This window comes from Vreelandella neptunia (genome assembly GCF_000712975.1).
In the GTDB taxonomy this organism is placed as follows: Bacteria; Pseudomonadota; Gammaproteobacteria; order Pseudomonadales; family Halomonadaceae; genus Vreelandella; species Vreelandella qaidamensis.
Map to the genome: position 1 here is coordinate 107,859 of NZ_JHQL01000004.1, position 26,209 is coordinate 134,067.

Here is a 26,209-nt window from a genome sequence, read left to right on the forward strand (position 1 = left end):
AAAAGTTTTATCCTAAGGATTAAAAAAATGATGCTTGCAATGTCGACCAAACAAAAAACAGGCATTAATGAAGAACGCCGAGCGTGCCCACTTAAACAACAGCCAGCTCTAGATTATGGCAGGGGCGCTAGCGTTGATTATCGCACTTATTATCGTACCTATGACCACACCTATGTTGGCAACGCTGGCTCGATTCCAACGCTCGCACTGCTAATAGCCAGGTCACATATGATGATGAGCGCTATAGAGAATGGGGAACAGGAAAACCTACTGCAACATCTACAGCGAATTATTTTCTTAGCAACACAATGTGACATGCCACATATCGTGAATGAAGCAGAAGCAGTCGTTCATCGTTTTAATGAAAATAATTTTAAGAACATGAGCATACACGAAATTACTGCGCACTGTGCCCGCCTTCACCACAGGGTTAGCGCAGCATTTTCACACGATGAAAATTTATAATTTCACTGTTCACACTAAAAACTTTTGGAGTCAGCCATGGTGAGGCTAATAAATTTAAAGCGGCATCTTGCTTGCACTAATACGCTTCAACTCAATATGCTTCAATTAAAAATAGCTGGCCTGGCTATATGTTCACTTTTCATTTCTCCTGTACAAGCTAATGGTTTCGGAGAAAACACCCCCTGGCAGTTCAACACAGCCAATGACCGCATCGCTAAAACAAGTACAGCCGATCTTATTGAGCGAAAGCAAGGCGGATATTATGACAGCTTTCAAGTAAACAACACTTACAACACTAGTAATATTACAGACATTAACGGTGATCAAATAAACTGTTTTCAACAAGCAATTACTACTGGTAATGATGGCACACAGTTTGCTGATGGCGCCTCATCTTCACCGACTACCGGCAGTCAAGGTGATATTGGCTCATCAGCTGTCGGCAATGAAAGCTATTCCGATGTTAGCGGTTCCAGTCGCGATAGCAGCAATCAATACGGTCTTGATAGTTCAACGCCAAGCAACTCAAAACTCAGTGACTCAAAAATAAGCAACTCCACAGTAGATAACCCAACCCAAGCAAACCAACAAGCCAGTATCCGTCAAGACAATTTAAACAGTCAGCAAACATCTTCCGTTAGTGACTCCAATATTAGTAGCCGTGTCGGAAGCGTCGACGCTTCAGGTGGCAGAACCAGTCAAGCCCTTAACTCAAGTCAAACAAACCGAGATAGTCACTTACAGGCTTCTATCACGGGAAGCACTGGCTGCTCATTTGTGCGTCCCGCCTCAACCAGTGCGTCTCCATGATGAATATTTCACGTTCCTCAATAAAAAAAGTTAATCGCTTTAACGCTACCGCTCAAAAGCCATTTATTAAAAAGCATCAAGGAGTGAGCTACGTGATGAAGGTTGCCACTAAGTTACGAATCAGTTCTGCCTTGGCATGCGCCTTGTTCCTGTCTGGCTGCGTGAGTGTTTCAGCGACCCAGAAGCATCCGATGGAATCTGCCGTACTTAATGGCCCACCCGTCACCGACAACCGCACGCCCATTGATGATGCGCTTCAGTGCTATGCCCAAAGACTGCGTGACGCCCAATCAACCACCTCAGCGCCGCTCAAACTTGCCGTTGGCAATATTAAAGATTACACGGGCAAATTTAGCGAATTAGACGGTGGAAACCCGATCACCCAAGGTGGCTCTCTGATGGTCATTTCAGCGTTGGGTAAGTTACGAGGAGCCGTGCAACTTTTTGAGCGATTTGACACGCAAGTGGCCGAAATGGAGTTGGGCTATATGGATCAGCGCCGCTTGGGCGACGGCCAGATACATGTGGTTAACGACGCCGGTACCCAACAGCAGGTGCCGTGGCGCCCCTACTACGGCGGCTCCATTATGGAAACCGACTATTACATCGTTGGTGGTATTACCGAGCTTAACTACAACATTAGTTCTGGCGGTGCCGAGGTGCGTGTCAACGGCATCGGACCAAGGGTCAGAACTTACACGGTCAATGTTGCCGCTGACCTACGCATTGTTGATACCAAAACGTTGGCTGTTGTCGACACCACGTCGTTGCAAAAACAGATCATCGGCTACGAAGTTGGCTTCGAAGTGTTCCGTTTTTTCAGTGACAACTTGGTAGACATCAACGCGGGCAACAAGAATCAGGAGCCGCTTCAGCTAGGTGTTAGAACAACGCTAGAAATGGGCGTGATGGAGCTACTAAGCACCGCTACTGGAGTTTCCTATCGTGAATGTCTTGATTTCAACAGAGCTGCCGAACCAGCTGTCAGCCCACCGTTGCCGCCCCCTGAAACCGCTGCCATCCAACGGCATCACGAAGTTCGCTTTGATGCGAACAGCGCTGAACTGACGCCTGAAGGCAATCAAGTGGTCGCCGACGCTGCCCAGGAGGCTCTAGCAGGAGCAGGAGCAGACCTGCTAGTAGAAGGCCACACCGACTCCGCTGGTGATGACGTTTACAACCTCTACTTATCCCGCACCCGTGCTGAAACCGTGGTAGACGCGCTGGCTACCTACGGTGTTCCTAGAGCGCGTATCTCCCTGGCCTGGTATGGGCAATCAGCACCCGCCATTGATAGGGGTGACGGTGTCTCTGAAGCCGCTAATCGTAGAGCCATCATTCACATTTTGGCGGAATAAGTTTCCTTTCGACCATGGAAGGTCTCATTGGGAGTGCTACACCTATGGGGCGAAACGTTGAGTGCGCGTACTGCCACACATGCCTAGATCACTGGAAAGCACTTTTATTAGCGCGCTGGTTAACTGCCTGTGTGCTGCTAATGAGTTTAATTGGCTTTTTATTAGTGGCCTCGGTGGCTCAGGCCCACGTGACACAGGCACAAACACAACGCATGGCGGGCGTTGTCTTGGCACCTACGCTAAGCGCACAGCGTAAAGCGTGGGTACAAGCATCCATTGCCCACACGCTTACCACCCAAGCGCTAACAAGTTATGCAACGCGCGTCCCTCTCAATAGCGTGTTTACACCGCAGAATGACTCAGTACCACCCGCCACTGCGCTTGTAGAGACGCCTACCAGGACACCGCGCCAGCGGGCCATCCAACGGGGGCTGTTCACCACCCCTCTAGCCTGGCACCACGGGTTTGGCGCAAGACCGCTGTTATATCGCGCACCTGGGGCATCTATACCGTGGGCACCTAGGCCACCCAACCAGTTCTCCCCTGCTGATCGCCAATGGCTGCTTAACCCCCTCCCTTGGTGGGAACGCTAACGCCATGCCCTTAGCGATTAGCCGGTTTTTCAACAACGCGCCAACCGTGGCGCTCAGCAATAGAAGGAGGTGCCCAATCAATCTGTTACCACTTTGGCGCGTTGTAGGCGCAGGCGTAAACGTAAACGCTGCTCTGCATTTTCCAGCCTAAGGTGCGGCCTGTCACAACGCGGCTCGACGACTAATAAGAAACAAAAGCAAGCGGTAAAAGAAGCAAAAAAAGCGCCCCCACCGGGCACTTAACCCAAACAGGAACGCAAGAATGAAATATATAAAACTCGCCACAGCAGCAAGCCTAGCAGCGCTGATGGGCAGCCTGGCAACCGCCAAGGCAGCAGAAATAACGGTCGATAGCTTGTTTGTGCCTTCGGCTAACGGCTTCCAAGGGGTCGCAAACCCTGTCACAAACACCGGTGCTGTTACCGCCAACGCAACGGGAAACACCACGGCAGCAGATGAAGTCAGCACAGGATCTGGCACTGCGCCCTCCACCGCTAGCGTGGCCGGCAACCTGATTTCCGCCGTTGCCACCGGTAATAACTTCACTGCAGGTGTAGACCTTGAGCTAATCAACGATGCGCTAGCAACCGGCGCTAACACCGCTGCAGAAGGCATCGCGGTGATTACCCGTTCGTTGAATACAGGCGTCATTGGCTCAACATCAACGGGTAACACGCTTGAAGTGGTACAGGAGAACTTCACCACCGGCTCGCTGGAAAACGTCGATAACCTGATTACCGCTCAGACCACACTAAACCGTGGCAGCACCGATGTGACCGGCCAAGTGCCCAGCGGTTATGCACCCACGGCATCAGGTAGCAACATTACGTTTGCTTCAGGCTCAACAACTGAACAACTTGCGTCCGATGCCGCTATCGCCACCGGCAGTGTGCAGCTCAACACGGATGGCGCCTCAGGGTCATCTGCCACAGCCGATGGCAACGATATTTTCCTGACAGTGACGCCAACAGCGGGCACCGCTGATGTTAGTGGTTCATTAGCACTGGATAGTAACGGTATCAACAGCCAGTTTGTTGGCAACACTGCCAGCTCGCTGATTGCTGTCGAGGCGGGTACTAACCCCACCTTTACCGGCAGCACAGCACTGAGCAATGTTCAGGCGAATCAAGGCGTCAGCACTACTACAGATGCACAAACCAATGGCAATGACATTATAGCCACGGTGGGTGCGACCACTGGCAGTGCAAGCAACACCCTAACGGGGGCGCTGAGCGTTTCTGCTAACACCATCTCCGCCTCGGCCACGGGTAACACGACCCAGGGTGTCAACGGCAATGCCGGTAACCAGTTCACCCTGGCCGATAGCCTCACCTTTGATGGCATCAGCACCTCGACACCCAATGCAAACGTTAACTTGTCCGGTGGCAACGCAGCGGGCGGAATTGACGCGGATCTGGCGCTGTTTAACTTCCAGGCCAACGACGGTGGGGATGGCCTGACCAGCGAGACAGCAAGCAACACCATTCGCGCCTTAAGCCAGAACCTAGACAGCGGCAGTATCGCGCTGGAAGGCAACGCGATTACCTCAACCGCTCGTGGCAACACCGGCAGCAACGCGATTGATGCTGGCGGCACCACCCGCGCTGCGTTTGAAGGCACAGCAGCATTAGCCAGTGCGCAGGTCAACAATGCCAGTGACACCACCGCGACGGTAACCGGCAGCACCATTGAAGCCCAGGTGGGTAATGATACCACTACCGATCCCGCCGTAGGCAGCGCGATCACTGCGGGTAGCGTTACCCTTGATGCCAACCGCGTCACGGCGAACGCCATTGCTAACCAGATAGGCAATAGCCTAGACCTGGGGGCGGCTGACCTCACCCTGCTGCAAGAGGGTGGCAACCTTGGTAACAGCATGGCGGTATTAACCGGCGGCGACCGCGACAACGGCATTGCTGACAGCACCGCCGGTGCCAGCATTACCAACGTACAGGCCAACTTTAACAGCGCCACAACGGCCACTAACACCAACACCGCACTGCGTATTGATGCCGGTGACCTAGCGGGTGATGCCAACGGCGTTGACGGCAGCACGCTGGCGATTCTAGGCGGTTTAGGGGCAGATATTGATGCCGTGGCGGCAAGCTTAAGTGCCAGCAATAGCCTGAACCTTTCAGGCAATGCGATTAGCGGCAGCGCAGGCCTAAACAACCTGCAAGTGCTGGGTGAAACCGCCACCAACAACACTGTGTTGGCTTCGGTAACAGGCCCCACGGTTGAAATTTTGGCCGATACTGATCGTGGCACTGCCGCAGAAGGCATCACAGGTTCCAACCTAGAAATTCGCGATGTGGGCACCCGCGCCCTGGCCTATGGCACCACCGCCAACAATACGTTTAACGTAAATGCAGGCAGCGGCGTCACGCTAGCGAACGATGGCCCCCTGACGACGACTTACGCCTCAGAGGTAACAGTAAATACTGGTGCAGATGACGGTCAGTTCTTCGATGCCGCCGACGTGCCTACGGTCACCGCCAACTTTGGCCTGCTGAGCAACCAAAGCGCCACCGCGGATACGATCTCCGCCGAAATTACCGGCACTACCGCGCCTTATCGAATTGAGGTCGGTGATAGCAGCGTCGATCCGAATGTAGGAGACGTATTGGCGAGCAGGGTTGAGGTCGAAAACAACGCTCTCAGCGCGCTGGCCTTTGGTAACCAGTCCACTAACGATATGGACCTGGACTTAGGCAACGTCACCCTCGCTACATTTGCCGACAGCACCTATGCGCCGGTCGCTAATGTCACCAACGTACAGTCGTTAGGTGCCGATACCTCGGTCTCTTCCACCATCAACACCGGCGGCGCGGGCTTTGAAGCAGTGGTCGCTTACGATGTCACCGATTCCACGGTGTCTGTTTCTGATAACACCACCCAGGCCCAGGCCTTTGGCAATAGCGCCGCTGGCAACCGCTTAGCGGTGACCGGTGGTGACATAGTAGTGGCACCGACCATCCCCGAAGCCGTACTTTCAGGTATCAGCCTGAGCATTGGCGATGGCGACAACATAGCCGATGCGGCCTTCTCGGTGCAGAACGCCCAGTCCGGTGCCAATAGCGTTAGCGCTGGCCTGGATGATGGCGCCGCTTCTGCCAATATGGGCAGCCGCATTGCCATTGGCGGCGATGTGGTCAGCAGCAACGTGATGCAAGACGGCAACCAGTTCTCCGCCACGGCGGTTAACAACCAAGCGGTCAACGACCTGGTATTTGAGGACGTCACCACCCTAGGGGCCACCGGTGGCATTGCCAACTTCCAGGTAGTCAGCAGCACCACAAGTGCATCGACGGGGGTAGCGGGGACTGAGCCAACTCTGGGAACATTGGATCAGCCGTTTAGTGTTTCGGTTTCGGCTTTAGTACCTGCTAATTTGACTCAAACTGGCGCAGGTGCGGAAGTTACCCTTACTGGTGGAGTTTTAGTTGCCGATAGTTCCAGCTTTTCTACTGATCAGATCGCTGCTTTAACGGCAGATGGCTGGGACTACAATTCTACGAGTGAGCAATTATCTATATCAGCAAGTACCCTCGGAACTATTTCACTCACAGACTACACTGCCCTTTTTAATGGCGACCCTGTTAGCTTAAATAACCAAGTCGACGGCATTCCACCCTCCGACGGCGACCCCGCCTCCAACGCCATTCTGACTCAGATTGGTGGTAATAGCGGTAGTATCACTGACTCCACCGTCTCGGTTTCCGAGAACATGGATATGGCGACCACCCGCGCCAACGATGCTGTTAACCGCCTAACTGCCAGCGCGGTTACCCTGGAACCAGCGCGTGGTGAGACTGAAGCCTCAGCATCCATCGATTCATCAGTGTCCGCAGATGCCGACTTTGCGCTGGGCAACTACCAGCAACTGCGCAATACGGGCACCACCGAAGCTGACGCCGCTATGACCCTGGGCATTACCGTTGCCGATCCAGGTAATTCTGCCGAGGCCGTGACCAGCGATTCCTCACTGGCCGTGGACGATAACCGCCAGCAGGCCGATGCGATTGGCAACAACGCCATTAACCGTATCGATATCAGCGGCACCAATGCTGGTGATACCAGCATAGCAGCGGGCGGTGGCGTTACCAGCGCACTAGCCTCGTTCCAGCAGGCAGAGAACGGCGAAAACGTTAACGCTAGCAGCTGGATGGAAGCTTACGCCCCCGCCAGCCTGCGTGACGGCTCTAGCCTGAGCATTTCCAACAACGAAACGGTCGCCACAGGCACCGTAAACCGGGTGGATAATGCCAGCACGGTTGACGTTAATACGCTAGCAGGGAGCTTAGGAGGACAGGTATCTGCAGGCGTGACACTCGCTGGCACAGCCAACCTAAGTGTTGCGAGCGCATCTGCCGATCAAGCGCTGCTTAGCCAGCAAGCGGCGGGTACTGGCACGCTGAGCACTGACGCCACTCTGCGGTTATTCAACCAGGAACTGAACGGCGCGGGCGATATCGGCATTGTGGATAGCAGCGTCACCATGAGCGGCAACACCGCCCAGGCGACCGGCCGTGCTAACCAAGCCAATAACCTGCTAAGCCTCTCGGCGAACACTCTGGGTGCCACCGGCGCACTGGCCAATGCCCAGACAAGCGCCACTGCGGTAGACACAACCGCGACGGGTAACATCAGCCTGCAGATGAATGCGCAGGACACTACGGGCGATGTGAGCGCGCTGCAAGCCTCAACGGTTGAGCTGAACAGCAACCGTGTACTGGCAGCGGCTGAGGGCAACCGGGCTAGCAACGAGTTAGCGCTGGACGCTTCAGCAGGCTATGGCGCACTCACGCTATCGGCAGCGAACGCTAATCTATCGTTAACCAGCCCACAGGTAAGAACGGCACCCTTTGGCCTATCTAGCTACCAAGGTAATACAGGCGCTATTGATGCCGACGCTGAGGGTGGCGTGCTAGCTGAATTTGCCAGCAACGAAGTCTCGGTGGTCAACGATTCGACTGTGACGCTTAACGCTAACGTATTTGATGCAACAGCCTCTGCCAATGTGGTTAGCAACCTGATGGAAGAGCGGGCAGCAGCTGGTGGCAATGCCAGCCTGGCGCTAAGCAGCGGTCAGATCAATGAAGGAGCGGTAACAGCAAACGCTGGCACGTCAACCACGCCGTTGTATATCGACATCGCGGCTTCAGGCAGTGCTACTGGCACGACTGATGCCATCATCGTCGACTCTGCCCTGGCAGTGCTGGATAACCGCATGTTGGCAACCGCACGTGGCAACACCGGCAGCAACGTGATGGACGCTCAGGTGGGCCCGCAAACCACGGCTAATACCGCTGGCCCAGCAATCGCGAGCGATGATATTGCTGTTGGTACCTCAGCCACCTATGCGTTGTTCAGCGGCCAGCGCAATACCGACAGCGTGACTGCCGGTGCAGTCACCGAGATTGGTGTCTCCGCTGAAACGACCAATGACTTGGTGGTGGATAGCAGCTCGATTACCCTGAGCGGCAACATTCAGCAGGCCATGGCGGTAAGCAACAATATCGCCAATACGCTAATGCTCAGCGGTACCAATAACGGCGATGCTACCGGCCAGGGCGTCACTTCCAGCCTGGCTTCCTGGCAGGAACAATCTGGCACTACTAACGCAGTCGCGGCCAACAGTGACCTGACGCTAAGCGCACCAGCGCAGCTAACGGATTCCACCACGGAGATCACCAATAACGCCAGTGTCGCTATGGCGGTGTTGAATGAAGCCAGCAATATGGCCTCCATTGACTTCACCAACCTAGGGTCCTCGGCTGCTCCTGCCTCGCCTACCCAAGCAACGCTAAATGCTGGGATTTCTGCCTACGGCACGGCGGATAATCTGGTGTCTAATATCCAGCTAGCCAACGCCACGGATAGCACTGTCTCCAGCACGGCCTCTCTCGAAGCGATCAATCAAGAAGCCGCTGCGGGTGCCTTTGCTAACGGCGTTAATGCCAGCAATATCGGCATTATGGGCAACGTGGCCCAGGCGCAGTCGGTGGCTAACCTGGCCAACAGCACGCTTAACCTGAACGCTGACGGCAATTTGTCTGCGACTGGCGGGGTGGTTAACTTCCAGGAAAATGCGGTTGCTACGTCAGCAAACGCCTTGGGAGCGCTAGGAACTTCTCTAGATACCACCGGCACGGCAATCACCACACTGAATGGCTCTTCTGTACGGGTTGACAATAACCGTGTAGTGGCCACTGGGGTGGGTAACCAAGCGACCAACGTGCTGAACGTTACCGCCGGTGCGGGCTATCAGAGCCCAAGTGCTGCTGGTGCTACGGCGTCGGGTGCTACCAACACCGACGCGCTGGCCACAGCAAGCTTTGCGGTGCTGAATGCCCAGAGCAACACCGCTGGGGTCACTGCAACGGTTAATGGCAGTGCGTTAGCCAACTTTACTGGCGGTTTTTCACCAGGCTTCCCCACTGTGGATGGCTCTAGCCTCTCAGTGTCTGGCAACCGCTTTGCTGCCACCGCCACGGGTAACTCGGCCACTAACCTGATGACCGCCTCAACGCTACCGTCCGGCAATGCCGGTATGGCGCTGACCAGTTCTCAGGTGAACAGCGGCGCGGTGTTGGCCTCGGCGAATAGTGTGAACATTGGCGTCAACACCGGTGGTGTGGGCACCCAGGGGTCTACGACCAGCATTGGCGGCAATGCCATCACGGCCAGCGCAACGGGTAACGTTGTTAGCAGCCGTTTGGCGAGCACTAGCCGCTTCTAAACGCGGAGTAACTAACCGGGCGGGCATGCTCGCCCGGTTTCTTAACTATCTTTTTTCAGCGTCACTTTTATTTTTAATAGGCTTAGGTTCGTGGTTAGCCGTTTAGCGCGCGTGCGCATTAAACGCCTAATTAACCACCATTACTCACCATTGCCGCTCGCCGCTTTAGCGCGTCGTTAAAGATAGCAATGGGTTAGAACCGTATAACGTGAACAGGAACGAAGTATGAAAAACACACTATATGCATTCGCGTTCGCCAGTATGGTGCCTTTCGGTCTAACCGCCGTACACGCTGCCGATGATGCAGGCAACTACGCCGTACGCGGCGCGGGAAGCTTCAGCTGCGAACAGTTTCGTAACAGCGTGGAAGCCGACGACCCAGCGGAGCTGAACCAGTTCCTTTCTTGGGTGCAAGGGCATATCACCGCCAGCAACAGAGCCACTGACGACACCTTCGATCTTTACCCGATCCTCAGCCCAACGCGCATTGGGGCGATGCTTTACAACCTGTGTGGCAACTACCCAGAAACCCGCTTAGAAGAGGCCGTGGTCAGCCTGAATGACTTTATGATGCCAGGCCGCGTTACCCAGCAATCAGACATTGCCCAGCTGTCATCAGGAGAAGCCAGCGTGGCAATTCGTAGCGAGACCCTCGCCCGCATTCAACAGGCACTGGTGGATGCTAATTATTATGAAGAAGAACCAGACGCGCTGTTTGATGAGCGTATGCAAAACGCCTTACGCCAGTATCAGCAAGACAACGATTTGCCGGTCACCGGCTTGCCAGACGCCGACACTATTATGGCGTTGTTTTATTAACTCGCTTTGTTGAACCGCTGTATTGAACCGTGTCTGCCTATATGACATGGCTCATTTTTCTGCTAGTTGGAGTCAATATCACCATGCTGGGAACAAAAATAACCGCGCTAACCACCGTTTTGGCTACGTCTCTATCCGCTAGGTCTTTTTTAACCAGGTCGATATTAACCGGGTCACTTTTAACCGGGTCACTGTTGTTAATAGCGCCCCTGCAGGCGGCCGACACGGAAGGCAACTACGCGATACGCGGTGCAGGTAGCTTTACCTGCGAACGTTACATGACAGCCGTTGATTCGCAGAGCGATGATGTGCGCCAGTTTGTGCGCTGGATGGAAGGCTACGCGACCGCCTTAAACCGCCTACAACCAGACACCTTTGATGTCTCGCCGTTGCTTGAAACCACCGCAATGGCCAACCTTATATTGACCGTGTGCCAGCAAACCCCTGAGATGGCATTTGAAACGGCCGTAGCACAAAGCTTAAGCAGCCTAGCGCCGCTGCGTGAACGCGCTGAATCCGATACCCGCACCCTCACCCATAACGACCTTTCCGTGCCGGTGCGCCAAGAAACGCTGCGCCGAGTGCAACAGGCGCTAAGTTCGCTAGGCCATTACACCAGCACCGTTGACGGCCTTTATGGGCCAGGTACACGGCGAGCTATTACCACCTTCCAAGAGAACGCCGGGCTAACCGTTACCGGGCTACCCGACCCCGATACGCTGCTTGTGCTGTTACTGGCGCGCGATAGCGCTGATGAATAGTGGCCTAGCCTTTAAAGACGATGGTTATCCAAACCAGCGATTACTCAAACCAACAATTACACAAACCAGCGAGAAACCAGCCATGTTTAAGACTTTGGAAGCGCTTGATACTCAACAACACGCTCAGCTTTGCTACCGCGGGGTCGACAGCTATGCGTTTGCTCAACAGGTGAGTTGGGCGCCCTTAGCCTGCAGTGAAATAATACAAGCCGCCCGTGAAATGCCGGTGATGTTTACCACCGGCGAACACGTGCGCCCAGTGGCCCTCATGGGGCTAAGGCGTGATACCAATGCACTGGTTAGCCGCGATGGTCGCTGGAAAGGCCGTTATATTCCGGCACACCTGCGCCGCTACCCGTTTCTATTGGGAGCTACCGGCAAAGCCAATGAGTTTGTCGTGATGATTGACCGTGCCGCTCCTCATTTTAGCCTCGCTGACGAGCAGGTAGAAGGCGCGTTAGCCATGTTTGAAGGTGGGCAACCAATGCCAGAAGGCATCGTGGAGCAAGCGCGCACCTTCCTGCTGGACTTCCATCATGAACTCGAACAAAGCGAGCGCTGGCTGGCCCCGCTTAAGGAGCACGACGTGCTGGTAGAGCGCCAGTTAACCTTAACCCGCGACGGCAAAAAGGAAGTAGCGGTAAATGGCTTCGCCATGGTCGATGTTGCGCGACTTAACGCGCTGGACGATGCCACGTTGGCTGCGTGGGCACGCAACGGGCTGTTAGGGTTGATATTTGCACACCTACACAGCCAAACGAACAGCAACGGGCTGATCCAAGCCTTAGAAGAGCCATTGGCTGAGACAGAGACAGCAATAGAGACAGAAAAAATGGAAAGTTAAAGCTTTAACAGAAAAGCCATAAGACAAGTCTTATCACCAGTAAAATAGCTTCTTAAACCACGTAGCGTTAACGATGGTTCCTTTCTGCAGAGGGGGGCCATTGCTTCATACTATCAATGGCTATTGTGATTTCTCTTGGGCTGGAAAATCAGTAAAAAAAAACTAATCCATGCAAAATAACAAAATACTACTATGCAGCTTTTTACAACGACGCATAGTATGGTTAGCATCCAACCTGGCTAAATCATCGAGTATTCTAACTGCATCACAAGCTAACCATAGAGCACCTGCCTCTTCCGAGAGCTTGCTGATTACAATCAAAAAATAACACAAAAAAAACTGATGCGGCTTTCCTAATTCGTCCCACATTGCATAAGAAGCTTTCAACAATTTTTTCTTTACTTCTGGAAGACACACATCAGACTGATAGTCACATGAAAGAGCTGCATTAGAATCTTCCTTAATCATCAAATATGGCTTTAACATTTTCATTATAATGCAGCTCCACTATAACCTTTGCGCTTTAGCTTAAACACCAAAAGTGACAACTAACCATAAAATCAGGTAGCAAGAAGACAATATATAGATAAATTTAAAATTAATGGCGCTTCACACATCCATCAACCATTGCTAATAATCTAGCTGGCTTTATCAAAACTAATATCTGCTTATTCCAAACTATTCACCCACACACTTGTTACATCAATGCATGAAGCGGATAGGAGCAGTAAAAGCGTAGCCACTGCCATGAACAGTATTGACTGGTAGTGCCTGCTTTGTTTCAAATTCCACTTTATTTCTCAGCCGGCGGACTAAGCTTTCTAAACGGCGCACATCATAATCATTAGGATTAAAACCCAACGCACTAATAAGTACCTCACGAGAGACGCCCTTACCTGGAAGCTTGCTAAGCTCACTAAGAATAATCACTTCTCGATATACTAGAGACACCTTTTCTCCCTGGGGCGTGTGGAGAATCCAACGTAAGCTATCAATCTGCCACTGATCTGCAAGTACTTCGCCACCGAAACGACTTATCAAGTTATTAATAAGTAGTGGTATTTCCTCTTTCACTATAGGTTTGTACATCAGGTAGTCGCTGCCTACCGCCGCACAGCGAACACGCATTTCAGTCGACTTATCTTCCGTACACACCATCAACCTTGGTCGTACCTCTTTGCAATTATTAGCAAATGTATCAAATGCATTACTATTACCTAATGCTGGATCCAAGATAACAATATCAGGCGCCCCTTCCATCATGTAATGCGTCAACATATCTAGCGTATCAGCGATCTGAATCGAAACGTTTTCATCGGCTAATGCTTCTTGTATCAAAACACGATGAGAAGCATCAGGATCGGCAATAAGAATGCGGTGACTGATACATGGAGTAGCGTTAACTAGCTTGTTAACAGTGCTATCAGAAGCACTATCAACAATATTATCAACTATGTTATCAGTAGCTCTTCCAGCGGTACTTTTAACAGTACCTCTAAAAGCATTTTCGTTGGCAGCGATTTTTTTATCCGCGCGTTCAGTCGTTACAGCTACATAATATGCCATGTAATCACCTCAAGTCGTCCGTTGGTAGTCGTCTCACAGCCCAATTGACACATTAGCGACGTTTCTTTTAAAGATCTGCCAGCTTGACTAGGCGTCCTAACACATTTTTATCCTGCCTACCCAACAGTGCCACTGACCTTGTAAGTCTAATCCGACAAAACAAAAACAAATACCCTCGAAAACATAACAATTGTCACAACTATAAAAAGGAATGATGACCTACCAGCAACTTAGTATCAAAATGATGTATCAACGCTCTCATGGCACAAGAGCACTGTCTATCAGCCAATTTTTTACGCCATGAAAAAAAGCAACATAAAATTTAAATATGATTTTTATGTTACAGCCTTTATATTATCAAACTATAATTTTAGCCATATTGCCGTCTAGTCAGAGTAATTGACGACAGCTAGCTACGACATAGGGGTGGGAGGGGGCAAAATGCGGAAATCATTAACACCTTTCAGGCTAAGTAGCGCCATTGCAGATATTAATATAGATATAAATAAAAATAGGGACATGAACATAGATTTAGCCATAGACCCTATCATGAACACACCTACCTTATCGGCTTTTACCATGACTGAGTTGCTTGATACTTCCACACTGGCCGCTATGAGGGAAACGCTGGGAGAGGAGATGTGTCGCGAACTGATCGAACGTTTTTTAGAGCGCTTAAACGCACGGCATAGGCGTATGTCTCAAAGCTTAGCGCGTAAAGACCGATGCGACCTTGCCGAAGCAGCCCACGCGATGAAGGGGGCGGCTTCCACCATGGGCTGCATTGGTCTCGCGGGTATTGCCACCGTACTGGAACGCCAGGCCCATAGCGCTAGTTTGGAAACGCTTTACTCACATATAGAAGAACTAACCCTGCTGTCAGAACAAACGCAACGAATGCTAGTCCAGCAGGGTTATATTTGCTCTCTTCATGCCTGATGAGCCAGTCGCACTTCCTCAAGTCGATAGCCATACTGATAAACACTATGTAAACGCAAACCAAAGCTACCATCTAGCTCAAGCTTTCGCCTTACCCGACTGATATGTGTATCCAGTGTACGTGTCTGTACGTCGCCTTGTAGTCCCCAAACCAGTTCAAGTAGAAAATGGCGCGATAACAATTGACCAGGATGTGTGAAAAATAGATTTACTAGCTGATATTCTCGCTCGGTCAGTGGTACCGATTCTCCGCCGACCACCACACCACGGGGCACACGCAAAAGCTGGTACTCACCTAACGACAGCGCATCAGCCGTTTTCTGTAAATGAGGGGTACGACGTCCCAAAGCATTGACTCTGGCACGAAGCTCAGCCGGATGAAGCGGTTTGTGTAAAAAGTCGTCAGCTCCTGCTTCTAATGCGGTGACCACTGCATCTTCTCTGGGCGCTGCTGTGATAAACAAAATTGGCTGTTGCCATGCGTGTCCATGGCGTAAATGCGCCATTACCTCTAGCCCGCTGGCATCAGGGAGGTGCCAATCGAGAATCAACAGGTCAAAACGTTCCGTTTGCAAATGGCGGTGTAGCTCGCCTGCACGATGCATTAACACTACATCGTGCCGATCCCCCTCCAAACAACGACCAATGAAATCTAGCTGATCAAGATCATCCTCAAGCACGGCAATACGCATGGCAAAACCTTGTACAGTGATTGTATAAACAGTCTACGCCACAAGCACCACAATACTTAATTTACTTAGCATTTATTGGCACTTACCGCATATGACACGTTACTAACTTATCCTGCCAATCAACCTCGCTCCGACCACCTTCCTATAAACGCGCTAATAGCCCACCTTAAGTTATTGTTTTGCAGCTTTACTGCTTGGTTTTATCAGCCACTGAGCCTAGCTATTAAATGACACAAGAAAATTCATCACGTCATAAAAAAATGTCACACGCTATACTCAGTAAAATTTACCTTACAACACTAAGAACCCACGGCGGCCTTCTACCGATCAAAAGCGTTTTAGGTCGGTTAAACAAGCCACCTAATCAACAATTGTGTTGGACATGAACACCACTCTTTGCCAGCACATGCCCGTCCAGAACCAGAGAGGGCGGATTGCCATCAACAATCGCGTGGCGCAATGCTGCCCCCTCTATGTACGAACCACTTGGATAGTAAGTAGTCACCACATTAAATGCGACAATACCGACTGATAACGTGACATTGATTAACATTTTTCGCTGTAAATGAAGAAAAATAGTGGAAACGCCATATAATAAGGCGCACGAAACAGCAATAAACCAGCTAAAAGCGCTTAATGATAGTTTAAGGAGCGCAGCCGATGCTGCGAAGCAAGGTAAGTGTCCAGGATAGTGTGGTGTAATTTACTTACCCAGCGCTGAGTCTCATGCGGACAACCGTAAGGAAGCTGCGCAATCAGCTGGTCTACTGCATCATGAATAGCGGGTATACCCGCTTCACTAGCAATCGTACGGATCCGCATCAAATGTATGTCTAATAGTGTGGATTCTTGGTGGTTGAGGTCATAAATCATCAGCTCGGCTCTCGCCATAAGACTGACGAGGTGGCGCGCATGGAATACCGTGGCAGACTCTAGAGTGGATAGAGCAGAAAGCTCTAAGCCGTGCGCATTATCCGCGTGATGAGCTACCTGCATCAGACCTTTACTCCCTGGTTTTTAAACGTAAAAAGAACTGGTCTTCAATAAAAGTAATCATAATTCACGTCCTAAGATTACCTGGCAGCAGCCTCTAGTACAGCCCAAGCCCATCAATTGTGACAATCATTTACATTGTTGTTAGCTGGATCATAAAAAAGTAGTGTTTTCAATATTTTCTGAATGCAACTTCATGCACTTAAAAGCATTAATTCATTGAAGCAGCATTAACTTAGCGGCTTTTCACTGACAAAAAATCCCTAATAACACCTTGTATTAGCTAAATAAAAATAGAAATCACCATTTTTCAAACATCAAAGTAAACTATAAAAAAACATTTGGTTTACTTTACTTGTTCTTACTTGCCCATACTCGTACAACGCAATTTGCTTGTTGAAGCATCCTTCTTTAATGAAAGGGTTGAGCTATTCATGCTGAACAGAGGGCTTGTAGAGCCGTTAGCTACTGCTAAATCCGCCAGAATTATCTGCAAAACATGGGCAAGGTTGGTAACGCTGAGCTAACGGCATCACCAAGACTTCTAACAGTGTGGTATTTATAAGCCTGTTGACAGTGAGAGCTCTTCAACCACCGCCGCTACCCTTTTCCGCGCATCGCCTTGCAGCGTTTGAAGCGGCAGGGGCAAACAAGGCTGGCTTACTTTGCCGGTAAGTTCTGCAATGGTAGCGGCCACCCGCAGGCTGCCGCCGTAGTCACGATAAAGTGCCCATAACGGTTCAAGTGCATCGGACAGTGCGCAGGCCTGTTTTACGTCTTTCGCTTGGGCGGCACGGGTTAGCGCCAGCGCAGTCTCTGGGTATAGCCCACCAATCACCGAGTACCAGGCATCGCAGCCAGCCAGCATTCCTGTGGCGGCGGCTGGGTCGCCGCTAATGCCGATGGTTACGTCGCTGGGAATTAACCCACGCAGCCGTGCCACGCGCGCCTGTGCGGCGGCTATGTCATTCTGTACAGGGGGTATTTTAATCGAGTGAACCTGGGGTAGCTGGGCGATGCGCCCATGCAGTTCATCGCTAAATTCAAAGTGCGTAGTGCCTGGGTTGTCATAGACACATAGCGGCACGCTCAGCGAACGACAAACCGTCTCGAAAAGGCTAAACACCTCATCATCGGTGAGCTTTTGATAGGAAACCGGTGCCAGAAGCACGCCGCTAGCGCCTGCTTGCTGGGCGTTTTCTGCATGGGTTAGTACATCACGGGTGCGTAATGCGCCTATACCCACCACCACTGGTACGTCAGCAGCATGCTCAACGCAAAGCTTGGCAACGCGGGCACGCTCTTCACCACTTAAATAAGCGTAGTTGCCCGTCGAGCCCAGCACGCCGATGGAGTCCACCCTAGCCTCCACCAAGCGCTCCACCAAACGAGTGAACTCATACTCATGAATACCTTGCTCGTTCATGGGGGTTAGCGGAAACGCGCTCAGGCCAGTGAACATGATGGAGAATCCTTGTGAAATGTCTGCCCTATTAAAAAGCTTTATACGCCCCTGGATACTAGCAGCTGACTTCGGATTGTGTGTTCGTGTGGATCTCACCTAGCAACAGCGTAACCTAACGAGACTGCTTGATAACCAGTTCAATCGTTTGCTTTACGTACGCATACATTACCGGACAAGTGCTGGCTCTGGGGCCTGCCACGTTAAGCACGTTAATGTGGCGATCATGCACAAAGTCGGCTAGCAGCATTGCTGCGTGAAGCGGATCAATCAACTCTATATCAATCAGTTTATAAGGCTTTGATTGCTGAATGCAAAAGAGTGCTGTGGCCTCTGTTCCCCCTTGAAGATAAGACGCATAGAAGATGGCAGTACCATCCGCATCTTGTACATTTTTCTTAGTACGCTGGCGGTATCCACCGCCAGTTTCTTCAAGTAAGTAGACGCTACTGATCGGTCCATCTTCGGCCATTCTGCCAACGGGGCAGGTTCCACCAATGGGGAAGTCTAATGTTAATGCAGCGTCTAGTGCCGCCCTATCAGCGCCTGTTTGGCCGCCGCTTATAATTTTAGTCAACATAAAAGTGGCTATATATCTCTGATCGCGTGGCAAACACATCGCCACACGGTATTAGGAAGTAAAAGTGAAAGGGCTAAAACCTACTGACCAAAGCCAATGCTTAAGCGCAGCGCTTGAAGGCCATCGAACTCGACGTTGACGTCGTCAGAAAATACCGGGTGGCCGTAAACCACCATGTCCACTGCTGCCTGCGAGCCACGGTAGCTAACAGTTACGCTGAGGTCTGCAGAGGTGGTAATCGGTGCAAGCAGGCCATACTCAACCTTATCAACGCTCAACGACGATAGGCCGCGGGCATCTAACTGATGCTGCACTTCTTGTTTTACAACGACGCCGTAATAGAAATAGATACCCGCATAGCCAAGAGCCAGCAGTAAGATCAGTGAAAAGAGCTTTCCCATTCGTTTCCCTCGGGGTGATGAAATCCTTGTAGTTGCCGCTTTTAGCAGACAGCCGCGAGCGCTGATAATGCCTGCGGTAGTAAGTAGCCACAAGCATTGAAAAATGAACATTATTTACAAACAAAAGAGAAAAGTTCTAATGGTGAGGTGTCGGTAGTTGGTGAAGAGTAGTTGATGAAGAATAGCTGATGAAGAGTAGCTGATGAAGAGCAGGCGCTGCTGGCCTGCTCTCTTAACGTATCGTTCTTTTTACTCTGCCTGTATCAATCTGCTTGTATCAACAGACTTGTGGCTCACTCGCTGTGCGACATGCCCTGATACTCTCAGCAAACTCTTTGACTAAACCATGCACGCGTTCAACGGCGTCGTCAGGCGTGTTGGCATGCTCAATACAGTCAACCAGCGCAGAGCCGACCACCACTGCATCGCTAAAGCGGCCAATGGTGGCTGCTTGCTCGGCGGTACGAATGCCAAAACCAACGGCAATGGGTAGCTCGGTGTGCTCGCGCAGTTGCTCAACTGCGCTTTCCAACCGCGCTGGCGTGGGTGCACTGCCACCGGTAACCCCCGCAACGGAGACGTAATAGATAAATCCAGAAGCGTTACTCAACACTTTGGGCAGCCGTTTAGCATCCGTGGTCGGGGTTGCTAAGCGAATAAAATCAATGCCGTGTTGCACCGCTGGCTGGCAGAGTTCTTCATCGTGCTCGGGGGGTAAATCCACCACAATCAGGCCATCTACCCCTGCACGGGCGGCATCCGCTAGAAAGCGCTCAACGCCATAACAGTAAATCGGGTTGTAGTAGCCCATCAGCACGATAGGCGTGGTGCCATTTTGTTCGCGGAAACGGCGCACCATGTCTAGCGTCTTGGCTTGCGTTTGGCCGCCTTCAAGTGCACGCAGCGCGGCTTTTTGAATGGCGGGCCCATCGGCCATCGGGTCACTGAACGGCATACCAAGTTCGATGATGTCTACACCGGCTTCTGGCAACCCATGTAGCAAGCGGCGCGAAGTCTCAGCATCTGGGTCGCCTGCCGTCAGGTAGCTGACCAGCGCTGGGCGATTTTGCTGTTTGAGCGCCGCAAAGCAGTGCTCAAGGCGAGAAGAGTGGTTCATAGCTGGCTCCTTGTGCGCGCTCATAGGTGTTTAACGCCGAATTTGTCGCCCAGGTGATGGGCCACGCTCATCATGTCCTTATCGCCACGACCGCTTAGGTTAATCACCATTAGGTGCTCGCGTGGCAACGTTGGCGCACGCTTGGCGACTTCGGCCAGGGCGTGTGCGGTTTCAAGGGCAGGAATAATGCCTTCTTGGCGGCAGCAGACCTGAAAGGCTTCCAGCGCTTCGTCGTCGGTGGCGGAGACGTACTCTACCCGCCCCTGCTCATGAAGCCATGCGTGCTCTGGGCCAATGCCGGGATAATCCAACCCCGCTGAAATTGAGTGGGCATCAATAATCTGGCCATCTTCATTCTGCAGCAGGTAGGTGCGGTTGCCGTGCAGCACCCCTGGCGTGCCGCCATTCAGGCTGGCTGCATGCAGGCCGCTTTTAACCCCTTTTCCGCCGGCCTCTACGCCAATCATCTTCACATCTGGATCGTTGATGAAGGGATAGAACAGCCCCATGGCGTTAGAACCACCGCCGACACAAGCGACCAGTGAATCCGGCAAGCGGCCCTGCTTTTCAAGCATTTGACTGCGGGTTTCATGGCCAATCACCGCTTGGAAGTCGCGCACCATGGCGGGGTACGGGTGCGGCCCAGCCACGGTGCCAATAATGTAGAAGGTGTCGTCGACATTGGTTACCCAGTCGCGCAGCGCTTCGTTCATGGCGTCTTTCAGGGTGCCGGTGCCTGATGTGACCGGCACGATTTCTGCCCCCAACAGTTTCATACGAAAAACATTGGGCTGCTGACGTTCGATGTCGGTTGCGCCCATATAGATAACGCAAGGCAAGCCAAAGCGCGCGGCTACCGTGGCGGTGGCCACCCCGTGCATACCAGCGCCGGTCTCGGCAATAATGCGTTTTTTGCCCATCTGCTTGGCTAAGAGCACTTGGCCGATGCAGTTGTTAATCTTATGTGCGCCGGTGTGGTTTAACTCTTCACGCTTAAGGTAAATACTCGCCCCGCCGAAATGCTCGGTCAGACGTTCAGCGAAATAAAGCGGGCTTGGCCGCCCCACATAGTCCCCTTGAAAATAGGCGAGCTGGCGTTGGAACTCGGGGTCTTTTTTCGCGGCGGCGTATTCGTCTTGCAGCTCTAGAATGAGCGGCATGAGTGTTTCAGCGACAAAGCGGCCGCCGAAGCTGCCAAATAGCCCGTTGGCATCGGGCAGATTCACGAATTGGTTCATCACGACCTCTGAGTACACGTTGGAAATTGGCAATGAACTGAAGGTAGCGCAGGCAGGCGGGGATAAAAATCGATAAGATGTCATCAATAGGTGAGTTTTAGTCAACTGTTAAGTCATTTTCAACATTACTGGATACGCCATGCAGAACAGCATGCCGCCGCTTAGCGCCCTGCGCGCTTTTGAAGCCACCGCCCGTTTGGGCAGCGTGACCGCCGCCGCTGATGAGCTAAACGTTACTCATGGCGCGGTTAGTCGCCAGTTAAAAAGCCTGGATGAACATTTTGGTGTGGCGCTCTTTGCTAAAGCTGGCCGCGGGTTGGTACTGACGCATCACGGTGAGCAGTTGCAGAGCGGCGTGGGCGAAGCATTCAGCCGCCTACGTGACAGTTGCGCAGCGCTCAAGCATGAGGTGGAAGAAGCATCCTTTACCCTGGCCTGCCCAGGCAGCCTGTTAGCACGCTGGCTAATACCTCGGCTAGATCGCCTTCACCGTGACCTACCTGAGCTAAAACTACAGGTGGTGGTGAGTGATACTGAGCAACCCGGTAAGCCTACTGATGCCAGCGCTACCTTGGCGTTTACGGAGCCGCCCTGGCCTGCCGATATAGAGGTTATATCACTGATGTCCGAACAGATTTGTGCAGTGGCAAGCCCGGCGCTGGCAGCACACATCGACCCTACCAAACCGGAATCGCTGTTTGCCAACACGCTGTTGGTAACCGCTTCACGGCCCCAGGCGTGGCCGCAGTGGGCCAGTGCTAAAGGGTTGGAGCAAGGTGCATTGAAGGACGCTCTTCAGCAGGGCCAAAGCTTTGCTCATCTTTATTATTTGATTGAAGCAGCCGTGGCCGGTTTAGGGATCGCCATCGCGCCAACACTGTTAGTAGAGGGTGAGTTGAGCAGCGGGCGGCTGATTGCCCCATGGGGCAGTATCGAAACGTCCGCGCAGCTCTGCCTGCTGCTACCTAAACACGCCAACCTTCGCCGCAGCGAGCCACTGGCAGAGTGGTTTAAGCAGGCGCTTAAAGGGTGAGACCGGCGCCTTGCTGGGAGGCTACGCCTCCATTCGCGGGTGCCTCATTTGCTCGTCCCTCACAAGATTCGTTACGCCGCGCTACAGAACCCAAGCCATTGAATTTTAATATGTCGTAGCGCGGCGTAAGCGTCAGCGCACCCGCGGGGGCGGCTACACAAAGGCTGTTTGCTGAAAACTATCTCTGGCAATCACTACGCCATGCCATTTCCGTAACGCTGGGTGCTCTTCCTTCCAGTTCACTTCTGGCAGCCTGAAGGCCAAATAATCTAGCGCTACAGCGATAGCGATTTCACCAAGAGTCATCGACGGCGTCAGTTGACTTTCGTTTAGCTCGCTGCCAAGTTGCTCAATGATGCGTTGCATCGCCCGTTGGCGCCTGCGCCCAAGCTCACTTTGATCAATCTCAGGGCCATGGTGTTTTCTAGCAATCACCGTGGTGAAAGCGGCGTCCATAAGGTTTTGGCCAAGCCCCGCTAGGTGCATTACATCAGCCAAGCGTGATGGGGGCATCATCGGCACGCTGGGGCTGATGCTATCAAGATAAACAGCGATCAGCATCGATTCGCTCAGCGTCGTACCATCGTTTGTCACTAGCGCAGGAATTCGCCCAGCGGGATTAACGTCCAGCAACGCTTGGTCATCTGCCCAAGGGTCGCACCAGCGCAAGGTAACGTCACCTGCCAGACCTTTTTCCAGCAATATAATCCGCGCGAGGCGCGCATAGGGTGACGTGGCGTTCAGGAAGAGTTGCATTACTGTCTCCGTTTTTGGCCTAAAAAAGGAACGTGGCGCTGCTCCACACCACGACTAAGCAGCACCAGTACAAAGCCACCTATCAACACTACACTGCTAATCAAAAATAGCGGCAAGTACGTACCCCACGCCACATATAGCCCAGACATCACGTAACCAGAAAACGCCTGAGCCGCAGCGAAAGCAGCCGTCGCTTGCCCCCAGAGTTTTTTGTGGGCTCCTGGGCCAACTAACTCAGCAAGTCGACCAGACGTTAGCGCCACAATGCCAGGGATCATCGCGCCCACCACGAACGATGAAACTGACTGGCTAAGCAGCGCGAGCGAAAAGACAGGCAGAGATACAGCGGCCGCCTTGGCTAAAAACGCGAGGGTTAAACCACGATGCCAGCCCACTTTTCGCGCTAACGCTCCTACTACCAGTGGCCCGCACACAGCGCCCAAGCCGAAAATCCCCCACTGAAGAGACGCTGCTTGATGCCCTAAGGCATTTTCTCGGGCGAGATAGTCCACCCAAAATACGGTATGGGGAACAAACCCGATGGCGTCCAGGGCATACGCACCGATCACCAATAGCACGGCGACGTTTACCGCTGCATACCCGTTCTGGCTCGCCGCCCCTTCGTTACCTGTCACCGGCGGTAAGGAAACCCGAGTAACACCGCGGTCACCTACCAACCCCGCCACGATGCATAGCAGGCCAAGCGCGCCCCAAGTAGCGGTTAGGCTGAACTCCAGCAGCATAGGTACTACCGATGCTGAAAGCAGCGCACCGAGCCCAATGCCAGTGAAAACCAGGGCACCGACACCGGCTCGTCTTTCCGGGGGCGTTGCCGATAGAGCCATCGATGGGCCAACCACCATCAGAATAGCGCCAGCCATACCTGAGACTAATCGCCAAAAGAAGAACCAACTAAAAATGCCAGCCCCCGCACATAGAAAAAAGCTTAGCGCGATCGCCACGAAACATGCTCCCATCACCGCGCGAACAGGAAAGCGTTCACTCAAGGAGTGAGCAATCAATGCACCGATAAAGTAACCAAGAAGATTGGCAGCCCCCAGGTAAGCCCCTTGGCTGGCGGTAAACCACCCCTCTTGAATCAGCGCCGGTAATAGCGGTGTGTAGGCAAAGCGGGCAATGCCGATGCCTGCCAAGGTAGCCATTACGCCGGTCACCAGAGCAGGCAAATCTTTGCTGTTGATCATATCGTGTCCTTACTGAATCGCTGTGTGGAAAGTGTGGCGTCGGGCGTATTTGCTAGTAGCCTACTCACACCAACAATTCTTTAGAAACGATTTATAATGATAATAGCTATCTTATTTAGAGATAGCAGAAGCTTGGGGGAGATGGGAATGCAATTGAAATCGTTGCGGCTGTTTAAGGCGGTGGCAGAGACAGGCAGTTTTATGGCCGCTGCGAAGCAATTACACACGGTGCAATCTAACGTGACCACGCATATCAAAAAGCTGGAGGAAGAGTTAGGCGCGCAGCTGGTTCATCGCGCTGGTGGCGTGCGCCTTACCTCTGCCGGGCGGGCATTACTGGGTTACGCCGAACGGTTGTTAGCGGTACATGACGAAGCGTTAGCGCTATTTCAAAATGCAGAGAACGCAGCTGGCCAGCTGCGCTTAGGATCGATGGAAACTACCATGGCGCTGCGTCTTCCCCCAATACTGGCGGCCTATCATGCCAACTTTCCAGAAGTGGATATAACGCTGGCGACAGGCCCCACCGCCAGCTTGATCGAGAAACTTATGGTCGGTCAGGCGGATGGCATTTTTGTGGCAGGCGCTGTCGACCATCATCGCTACCATTCGCTCAAGGTGTTTAGCGAACAACTTGTACTGGTAAGCTCAACCCCTATGACCAGTGTACCCAGCGCTGAAGAGCTGCTGACAGCTACGTTTTTAGCATTTCGCCAGGGATGTAGCTATCGCCAACGTATTGAATTGCTGCTGGCATCTCAGGGAATTAATGCGGTGCGTGTTTTTGAATTTGGCACGCTAGATGCCATGCTTGGCTGCGTCGCGGCTGGGATGGGTTACACCGTGTTGCCACGTATTACTATTGAAGCCCACCGGCACCGCTTCGGCATTCACACGATGGAACTGCCCTCCGCCATTGCCAATATCGATACCTATTTTGTGACACCAGAACCCGCCTCTTGGTCACCCGCATTAGCGCGCTTTGTTGATACGCTACATCAGGAAGCTGGGCTATAGACTCGCCCTCACTCTTCATCTCATGTCTTTTGAGCAATCAAGTACGCGCCCCGTGCAACCATAGCCAATATCGGCGGGAGTCATCGGGGCCTTTTCAAGACGAGGTTACTGAACGATTTCCTCAATTGAGCGTTTGCCATCCAGCAATGTGTATTCCTGATTAATAATGCTCGCCGTTTGCACCACATGCAGCAGCGCATGCGCGACGTTAGCCCGTGAGATTTGGTTATCGCCCGCTTCATCCACTGAGCTAGCAAACTGGCGGCTGGCTGTTTCGTCGGTCAAGCGTCCTGGTTTAAGGATCACATGAGGGAGATCGCTGTTGCGTAAATGCGCATCGGCAGCGAATTTAGCAGCCATATAAGGACGCAGCTTTTCCGGTGCTTCCAACGGGTTTTCTGCTCTCATGGCACTAACCATAATATAGCGAGAGAGACCTTTTTGACTGGCCACATCCGCAGCGCGAATGGCACCAAAAAGATCAATCATCAACGTTTTATCTGGCCCGGTGTGAGGACCAGACCCCGCAGTAAAGACAACTTGGTCGCAACCTTCAAAGGCATGTTCAAATTCACCTTCCAAATCGGCGACAACACTGTCAATGCCACGCTCGTTAAACCATGATGCTTGCTCTTCGCTTCGGATCATCGCTTTGACAGGCGTGCCTGCCTGCTGCGCCAGCTCGCAAAACTGTTTACCTATCTGGCCGTTTGCACCAATGACTAGCGTCGTCATGCCTATTTCTCCTTTTGAGTGTCCTCTATCCTTTAGTTGCAGGCATTTTTGTTGAATTCAACCTTTACTAAGGCGTTGCTTGT

General features: G+C 52.3%; 23 protein-coding genes. 11 read left to right on the forward strand and 12 right to left on the reverse strand.

The genetic code is table 11. The features are described from left to right. Window positions 1-27: 27 nt before the first annotated feature. The 8 genes from CR46_RS0112615 (at window position 28) to CR46_RS0112650 (ending at window position 12,392) form a co-directional block, all read left to right on the forward strand. Complete coding sequence (locus tag CR46_RS0112615) at window positions 28-465, forward strand: hypothetical protein (protein WP_030073426.1); 438 nt, start codon at window positions 28-30, stop codon at window positions 463-465. 36 nt (window positions 466-501) lie between these two features. Continuing rightward, window positions 502-1,275 (forward strand): hypothetical protein, encoded by a 774-nt coding sequence (locus CR46_RS0112620; protein ID WP_030073428.1) that lies wholly within the window; start codon window positions 502-504, stop codon window positions 1,273-1,275. A 95-nt stretch (window positions 1,276-1,370) separates the two neighbouring features. Beyond that, window positions 1,371-2,633 carry an OmpA family protein gene (locus CR46_RS17980; RefSeq protein WP_232222398.1) on the forward strand — a complete coding sequence of 421 codons (1,263 nt, stop codon included), beginning with the start codon at window positions 1,371-1,373 and terminating at the stop codon, window positions 2,631-2,633. A gap of 44 nt (window positions 2,634-2,677) precedes the next feature. Beyond that, window positions 2,678-3,226, forward strand: coding sequence for a hypothetical protein (locus CR46_RS0112630; RefSeq protein WP_030073431.1), 549 nt, complete (start codon window positions 2,678-2,680; stop codon window positions 3,224-3,226). A 262-nt stretch (window positions 3,227-3,488) separates the two neighbouring features. Further along, window positions 3,489-9,968, forward strand: a complete 6,480-nt coding sequence (locus CR46_RS0112635; RefSeq protein WP_030073433.1) for a hypothetical protein — start codon at window positions 3,489-3,491, stop codon at window positions 9,966-9,968. A gap of 225 nt (window positions 9,969-10,193) precedes the next feature. Further along, complete coding sequence (locus CR46_RS0112640; RefSeq protein ID WP_030073434.1) at window positions 10,194-10,787, forward strand: peptidoglycan-binding domain-containing protein; 594 nt, start codon at window positions 10,194-10,196, stop codon at window positions 10,785-10,787. 194 nt (window positions 10,788-10,981) lie between these two features. Beyond that, window positions 10,982-11,548, forward strand: coding sequence for a peptidoglycan-binding domain-containing protein (locus CR46_RS17985; protein WP_198023727.1), 567 nt, complete (start codon window positions 10,982-10,984; stop codon window positions 11,546-11,548). Window positions 11,549-11,630: 82 nt separating this feature from the next. Next, a complete protein-coding gene (locus CR46_RS0112650) occupies window positions 11,631-12,392 on the forward strand; it encodes a SapC family protein (protein WP_198023728.1) in 762 nt (253 codons plus the stop codon). Window positions 12,393-12,554: 162 nt separating this feature from the next. Here the strand turns inward: CR46_RS0112650 and CR46_RS0112655 are convergent, their stop codons facing one another. Next, window positions 12,555-12,884 carry a hypothetical protein gene (locus tag CR46_RS0112655; protein ID WP_030073440.1) on the reverse strand — a complete coding sequence of 110 codons (330 nt, stop codon included), beginning with the start codon at window positions 12,882-12,884 and terminating at the stop codon, window positions 12,555-12,557. Between the two features lie 210 nt (window positions 12,885-13,094). Further along, the gene (locus CR46_RS0112660; RefSeq protein WP_030073442.1) at window positions 13,095-13,958 is read right to left on the reverse strand and encodes a response regulator transcription factor; all 864 of its coding nucleotides are present in this window, start codon (window positions 13,956-13,958) and stop codon (window positions 13,095-13,097) included. A 549-nt stretch (window positions 13,959-14,507) separates the two neighbouring features. Between CR46_RS0112660 and CR46_RS0112665 the strand changes: the two genes are divergently transcribed. After that, on the forward strand, window positions 14,508-14,897 hold the full coding sequence (locus CR46_RS0112665; protein ID WP_198023729.1) for an Hpt domain-containing protein: 390 nt from the start codon (window positions 14,508-14,510) through the stop codon (window positions 14,895-14,897). Here the strand turns inward: CR46_RS0112665 and CR46_RS0112670 are convergent. The 7 genes from CR46_RS0112670 to trpB all read right to left on the reverse strand — a co-directional run bounded on the left by CR46_RS0112670 (window position 14,888) and on the right by trpB (window position 21,380). After that, window positions 14,888-15,589: a response regulator transcription factor gene (locus CR46_RS0112670; protein ID WP_030073446.1), complete on the reverse strand. Its 702-nt coding sequence runs from the start codon at window positions 15,587-15,589 to the stop codon at window positions 14,888-14,890. The genes CR46_RS0112665 and CR46_RS0112670 overlap by 10 nt on opposite strands. Window positions 15,590-16,222: 633 nt before the next feature. Further along, window positions 16,223-16,585 (reverse strand): hypothetical protein, encoded by a 363-nt coding sequence (locus CR46_RS0112675; RefSeq protein WP_030073448.1) that lies wholly within the window; start codon window positions 16,583-16,585, stop codon window positions 16,223-16,225. A 556-nt stretch (window positions 16,586-17,141) separates the two neighbouring features. Beyond that, the gene (locus CR46_RS0112680) at window positions 17,142-18,044 is read right to left on the reverse strand and encodes a dihydrodipicolinate synthase family protein (protein WP_030073450.1); all 903 of its coding nucleotides are present in this window, start codon (window positions 18,042-18,044) and stop codon (window positions 17,142-17,144) included. 115 nt (window positions 18,045-18,159) lie between these two features. After that, window positions 18,160-18,624: a YpsA SLOG family protein gene (locus tag CR46_RS0112685; RefSeq protein WP_030073453.1), complete on the reverse strand. Its 465-nt coding sequence runs from the start codon at window positions 18,622-18,624 to the stop codon at window positions 18,160-18,162. Window positions 18,625-18,704: 80 nt separating this feature from the next. Further along, entirely contained in the window at window positions 18,705-19,025 is a 321-nt protein-coding gene (locus CR46_RS0112690) for a hypothetical protein (protein WP_030073454.1), read from the reverse strand. Between the two features lie 277 nt (window positions 19,026-19,302). Further along, window positions 19,303-20,142, reverse strand: coding sequence for a tryptophan synthase subunit alpha (gene trpA, locus CR46_RS0112695; protein WP_035536717.1), 840 nt, complete (start codon window positions 20,140-20,142; stop codon window positions 19,303-19,305). Window positions 20,143-20,162: 20 nt separating this feature from the next. Continuing rightward, window positions 20,163-21,380 (reverse strand): tryptophan synthase subunit beta, encoded by a 1,218-nt coding sequence (gene trpB, locus CR46_RS0112700; RefSeq protein WP_030073459.1) that lies wholly within the window; start codon window positions 21,378-21,380, stop codon window positions 20,163-20,165. Between the two features lie 139 nt (window positions 21,381-21,519). Between trpB and CR46_RS0112705 the strand changes: the two genes are divergently transcribed. After that, entirely contained in the window at window positions 21,520-22,413 is an 894-nt protein-coding gene (locus tag CR46_RS0112705) for a LysR family transcriptional regulator (RefSeq protein ID WP_030073460.1), read from the forward strand. Window positions 22,414-22,566: 153 nt separating this feature from the next. Here CR46_RS0112705 and CR46_RS0112710 read toward each other — a convergent pair whose 3' ends face one another. Then, window positions 22,567-23,169, reverse strand: a complete 603-nt coding sequence (locus CR46_RS0112710) for a glutathione S-transferase N-terminal domain-containing protein (RefSeq protein WP_030073462.1) — start codon at window positions 23,167-23,169, stop codon at window positions 22,567-22,569. Continuing rightward, window positions 23,169-24,374 carry a YbfB/YjiJ family MFS transporter gene (locus CR46_RS0112715; RefSeq protein ID WP_030073464.1) on the reverse strand — a complete coding sequence of 402 codons (1,206 nt, stop codon included), beginning with the start codon at window positions 24,372-24,374 and terminating at the stop codon, window positions 23,169-23,171. The genes CR46_RS0112710 and CR46_RS0112715 overlap by 1 nt, the downstream gene beginning before the upstream one ends. Before the next feature lie 147 nt (window positions 24,375-24,521). Here CR46_RS0112715 and CR46_RS0112720 point away from each other — a divergent pair, with 147 nt between their 5' ends. Next, entirely contained in the window at window positions 24,522-25,391 is an 870-nt protein-coding gene (locus tag CR46_RS0112720; RefSeq protein WP_030073465.1) for a LysR family transcriptional regulator, read from the forward strand. 105 nt (window positions 25,392-25,496) lie between these two features. On the opposite strand, the gene CR46_RS0112725 is transcribed toward CR46_RS0112720, so the two are convergent. Further along, window positions 25,497-26,126, reverse strand: a complete 630-nt coding sequence (locus CR46_RS0112725) for an SDR family oxidoreductase (protein ID WP_030073466.1) — start codon at window positions 26,124-26,126, stop codon at window positions 25,497-25,499. Between the last annotated feature and the right edge of the window lie 83 nt (window positions 26,127-26,209).

Bases quoted from the DNA above. Each gene is read 5' to 3' on its own strand.
- CR46_RS0112615 (WP_030073426.1), top strand. From the start codon at position 28: ATGATGCTTGCAATGTCGACCAAACAAAAAACAGGCATTAATGAAGAA.
- CR46_RS0112620 (WP_030073428.1), top strand. From the start codon at position 502: ATGGTGAGGCTAATAAATTTAAAGCGGCATCTTGCTTGCACTAATACG.
- CR46_RS17980 (WP_232222398.1), top strand. From the start codon at position 1,371: ATGAAGGTTGCCACTAAGTTACGAATCAGTTCTGCCTTGGCATGCGCC.
- CR46_RS0112630 (WP_030073431.1), top strand. From the start codon at position 2,678: ATGGGGCGAAACGTTGAGTGCGCGTACTGCCACACATGCCTAGATCAC.
- CR46_RS0112635 (WP_030073433.1), top strand. From the start codon at position 3,489: ATGAAATATATAAAACTCGCCACAGCAGCAAGCCTAGCAGCGCTGATG.
- CR46_RS0112640 (WP_030073434.1), top strand. From the start codon at position 10,194: ATGAAAAACACACTATATGCATTCGCGTTCGCCAGTATGGTGCCTTTC.
- CR46_RS0112650 (WP_198023728.1), top strand. From the start codon at position 11,631: ATGTTTAAGACTTTGGAAGCGCTTGATACTCAACAACACGCTCAGCTT.
- CR46_RS0112655 (WP_030073440.1), bottom strand. From the start codon at position 12,884: ATGAAAATGTTAAAGCCATATTTGATGATTAAGGAAGATTCTAATGCA.
- CR46_RS0112660 (WP_030073442.1), bottom strand. From the start codon at position 13,958: ATGGCATATTATGTAGCTGTAACGACTGAACGCGCGGATAAAAAAATC.
- CR46_RS0112665 (WP_198023729.1), top strand. From the start codon at position 14,508: ATGAACACACCTACCTTATCGGCTTTTACCATGACTGAGTTGCTTGAT.
- CR46_RS0112670 (WP_030073446.1), bottom strand. From the start codon at position 15,589: ATGCGTATTGCCGTGCTTGAGGATGATCTTGATCAGCTAGATTTCATT.
- CR46_RS0112675 (WP_030073448.1), bottom strand. From the start codon at position 16,585: ATGCAGGTAGCTCATCACGCGGATAATGCGCACGGCTTAGAGCTTTCT.
- CR46_RS0112680 (WP_030073450.1), bottom strand. From the start codon at position 18,044: ATGTTCACTGGCCTGAGCGCGTTTCCGCTAACCCCCATGAACGAGCAA.
- CR46_RS0112685 (WP_030073453.1), bottom strand. From the start codon at position 18,624: ATGTTGACTAAAATTATAAGCGGCGGCCAAACAGGCGCTGATAGGGCG.
- CR46_RS0112690 (WP_030073454.1), bottom strand. From the start codon at position 19,025: ATGGGAAAGCTCTTTTCACTGATCTTACTGCTGGCTCTTGGCTATGCG.
- trpA (WP_035536717.1), bottom strand. From the start codon at position 20,142: ATGAACCACTCTTCTCGCCTTGAGCACTGCTTTGCGGCGCTCAAACAG.
- trpB (WP_030073459.1), bottom strand. From the start codon at position 21,380: ATGAACCAATTCGTGAATCTGCCCGATGCCAACGGGCTATTTGGCAGC.
- CR46_RS0112705 (WP_030073460.1), top strand. From the start codon at position 21,520: ATGCAGAACAGCATGCCGCCGCTTAGCGCCCTGCGCGCTTTTGAAGCC.
- CR46_RS0112710 (WP_030073462.1), bottom strand. From the start codon at position 23,169: ATGCAACTCTTCCTGAACGCCACGTCACCCTATGCGCGCCTCGCGCGG.
- CR46_RS0112715 (WP_030073464.1), bottom strand. From the start codon at position 24,374: ATGATCAACAGCAAAGATTTGCCTGCTCTGGTGACCGGCGTAATGGCT.
- CR46_RS0112720 (WP_030073465.1), top strand. From the start codon at position 24,522: ATGCAATTGAAATCGTTGCGGCTGTTTAAGGCGGTGGCAGAGACAGGC.
- CR46_RS0112725 (WP_030073466.1), bottom strand. From the start codon at position 26,126: ATGACGACGCTAGTCATTGGTGCAAACGGCCAGATAGGTAAACAGTTT.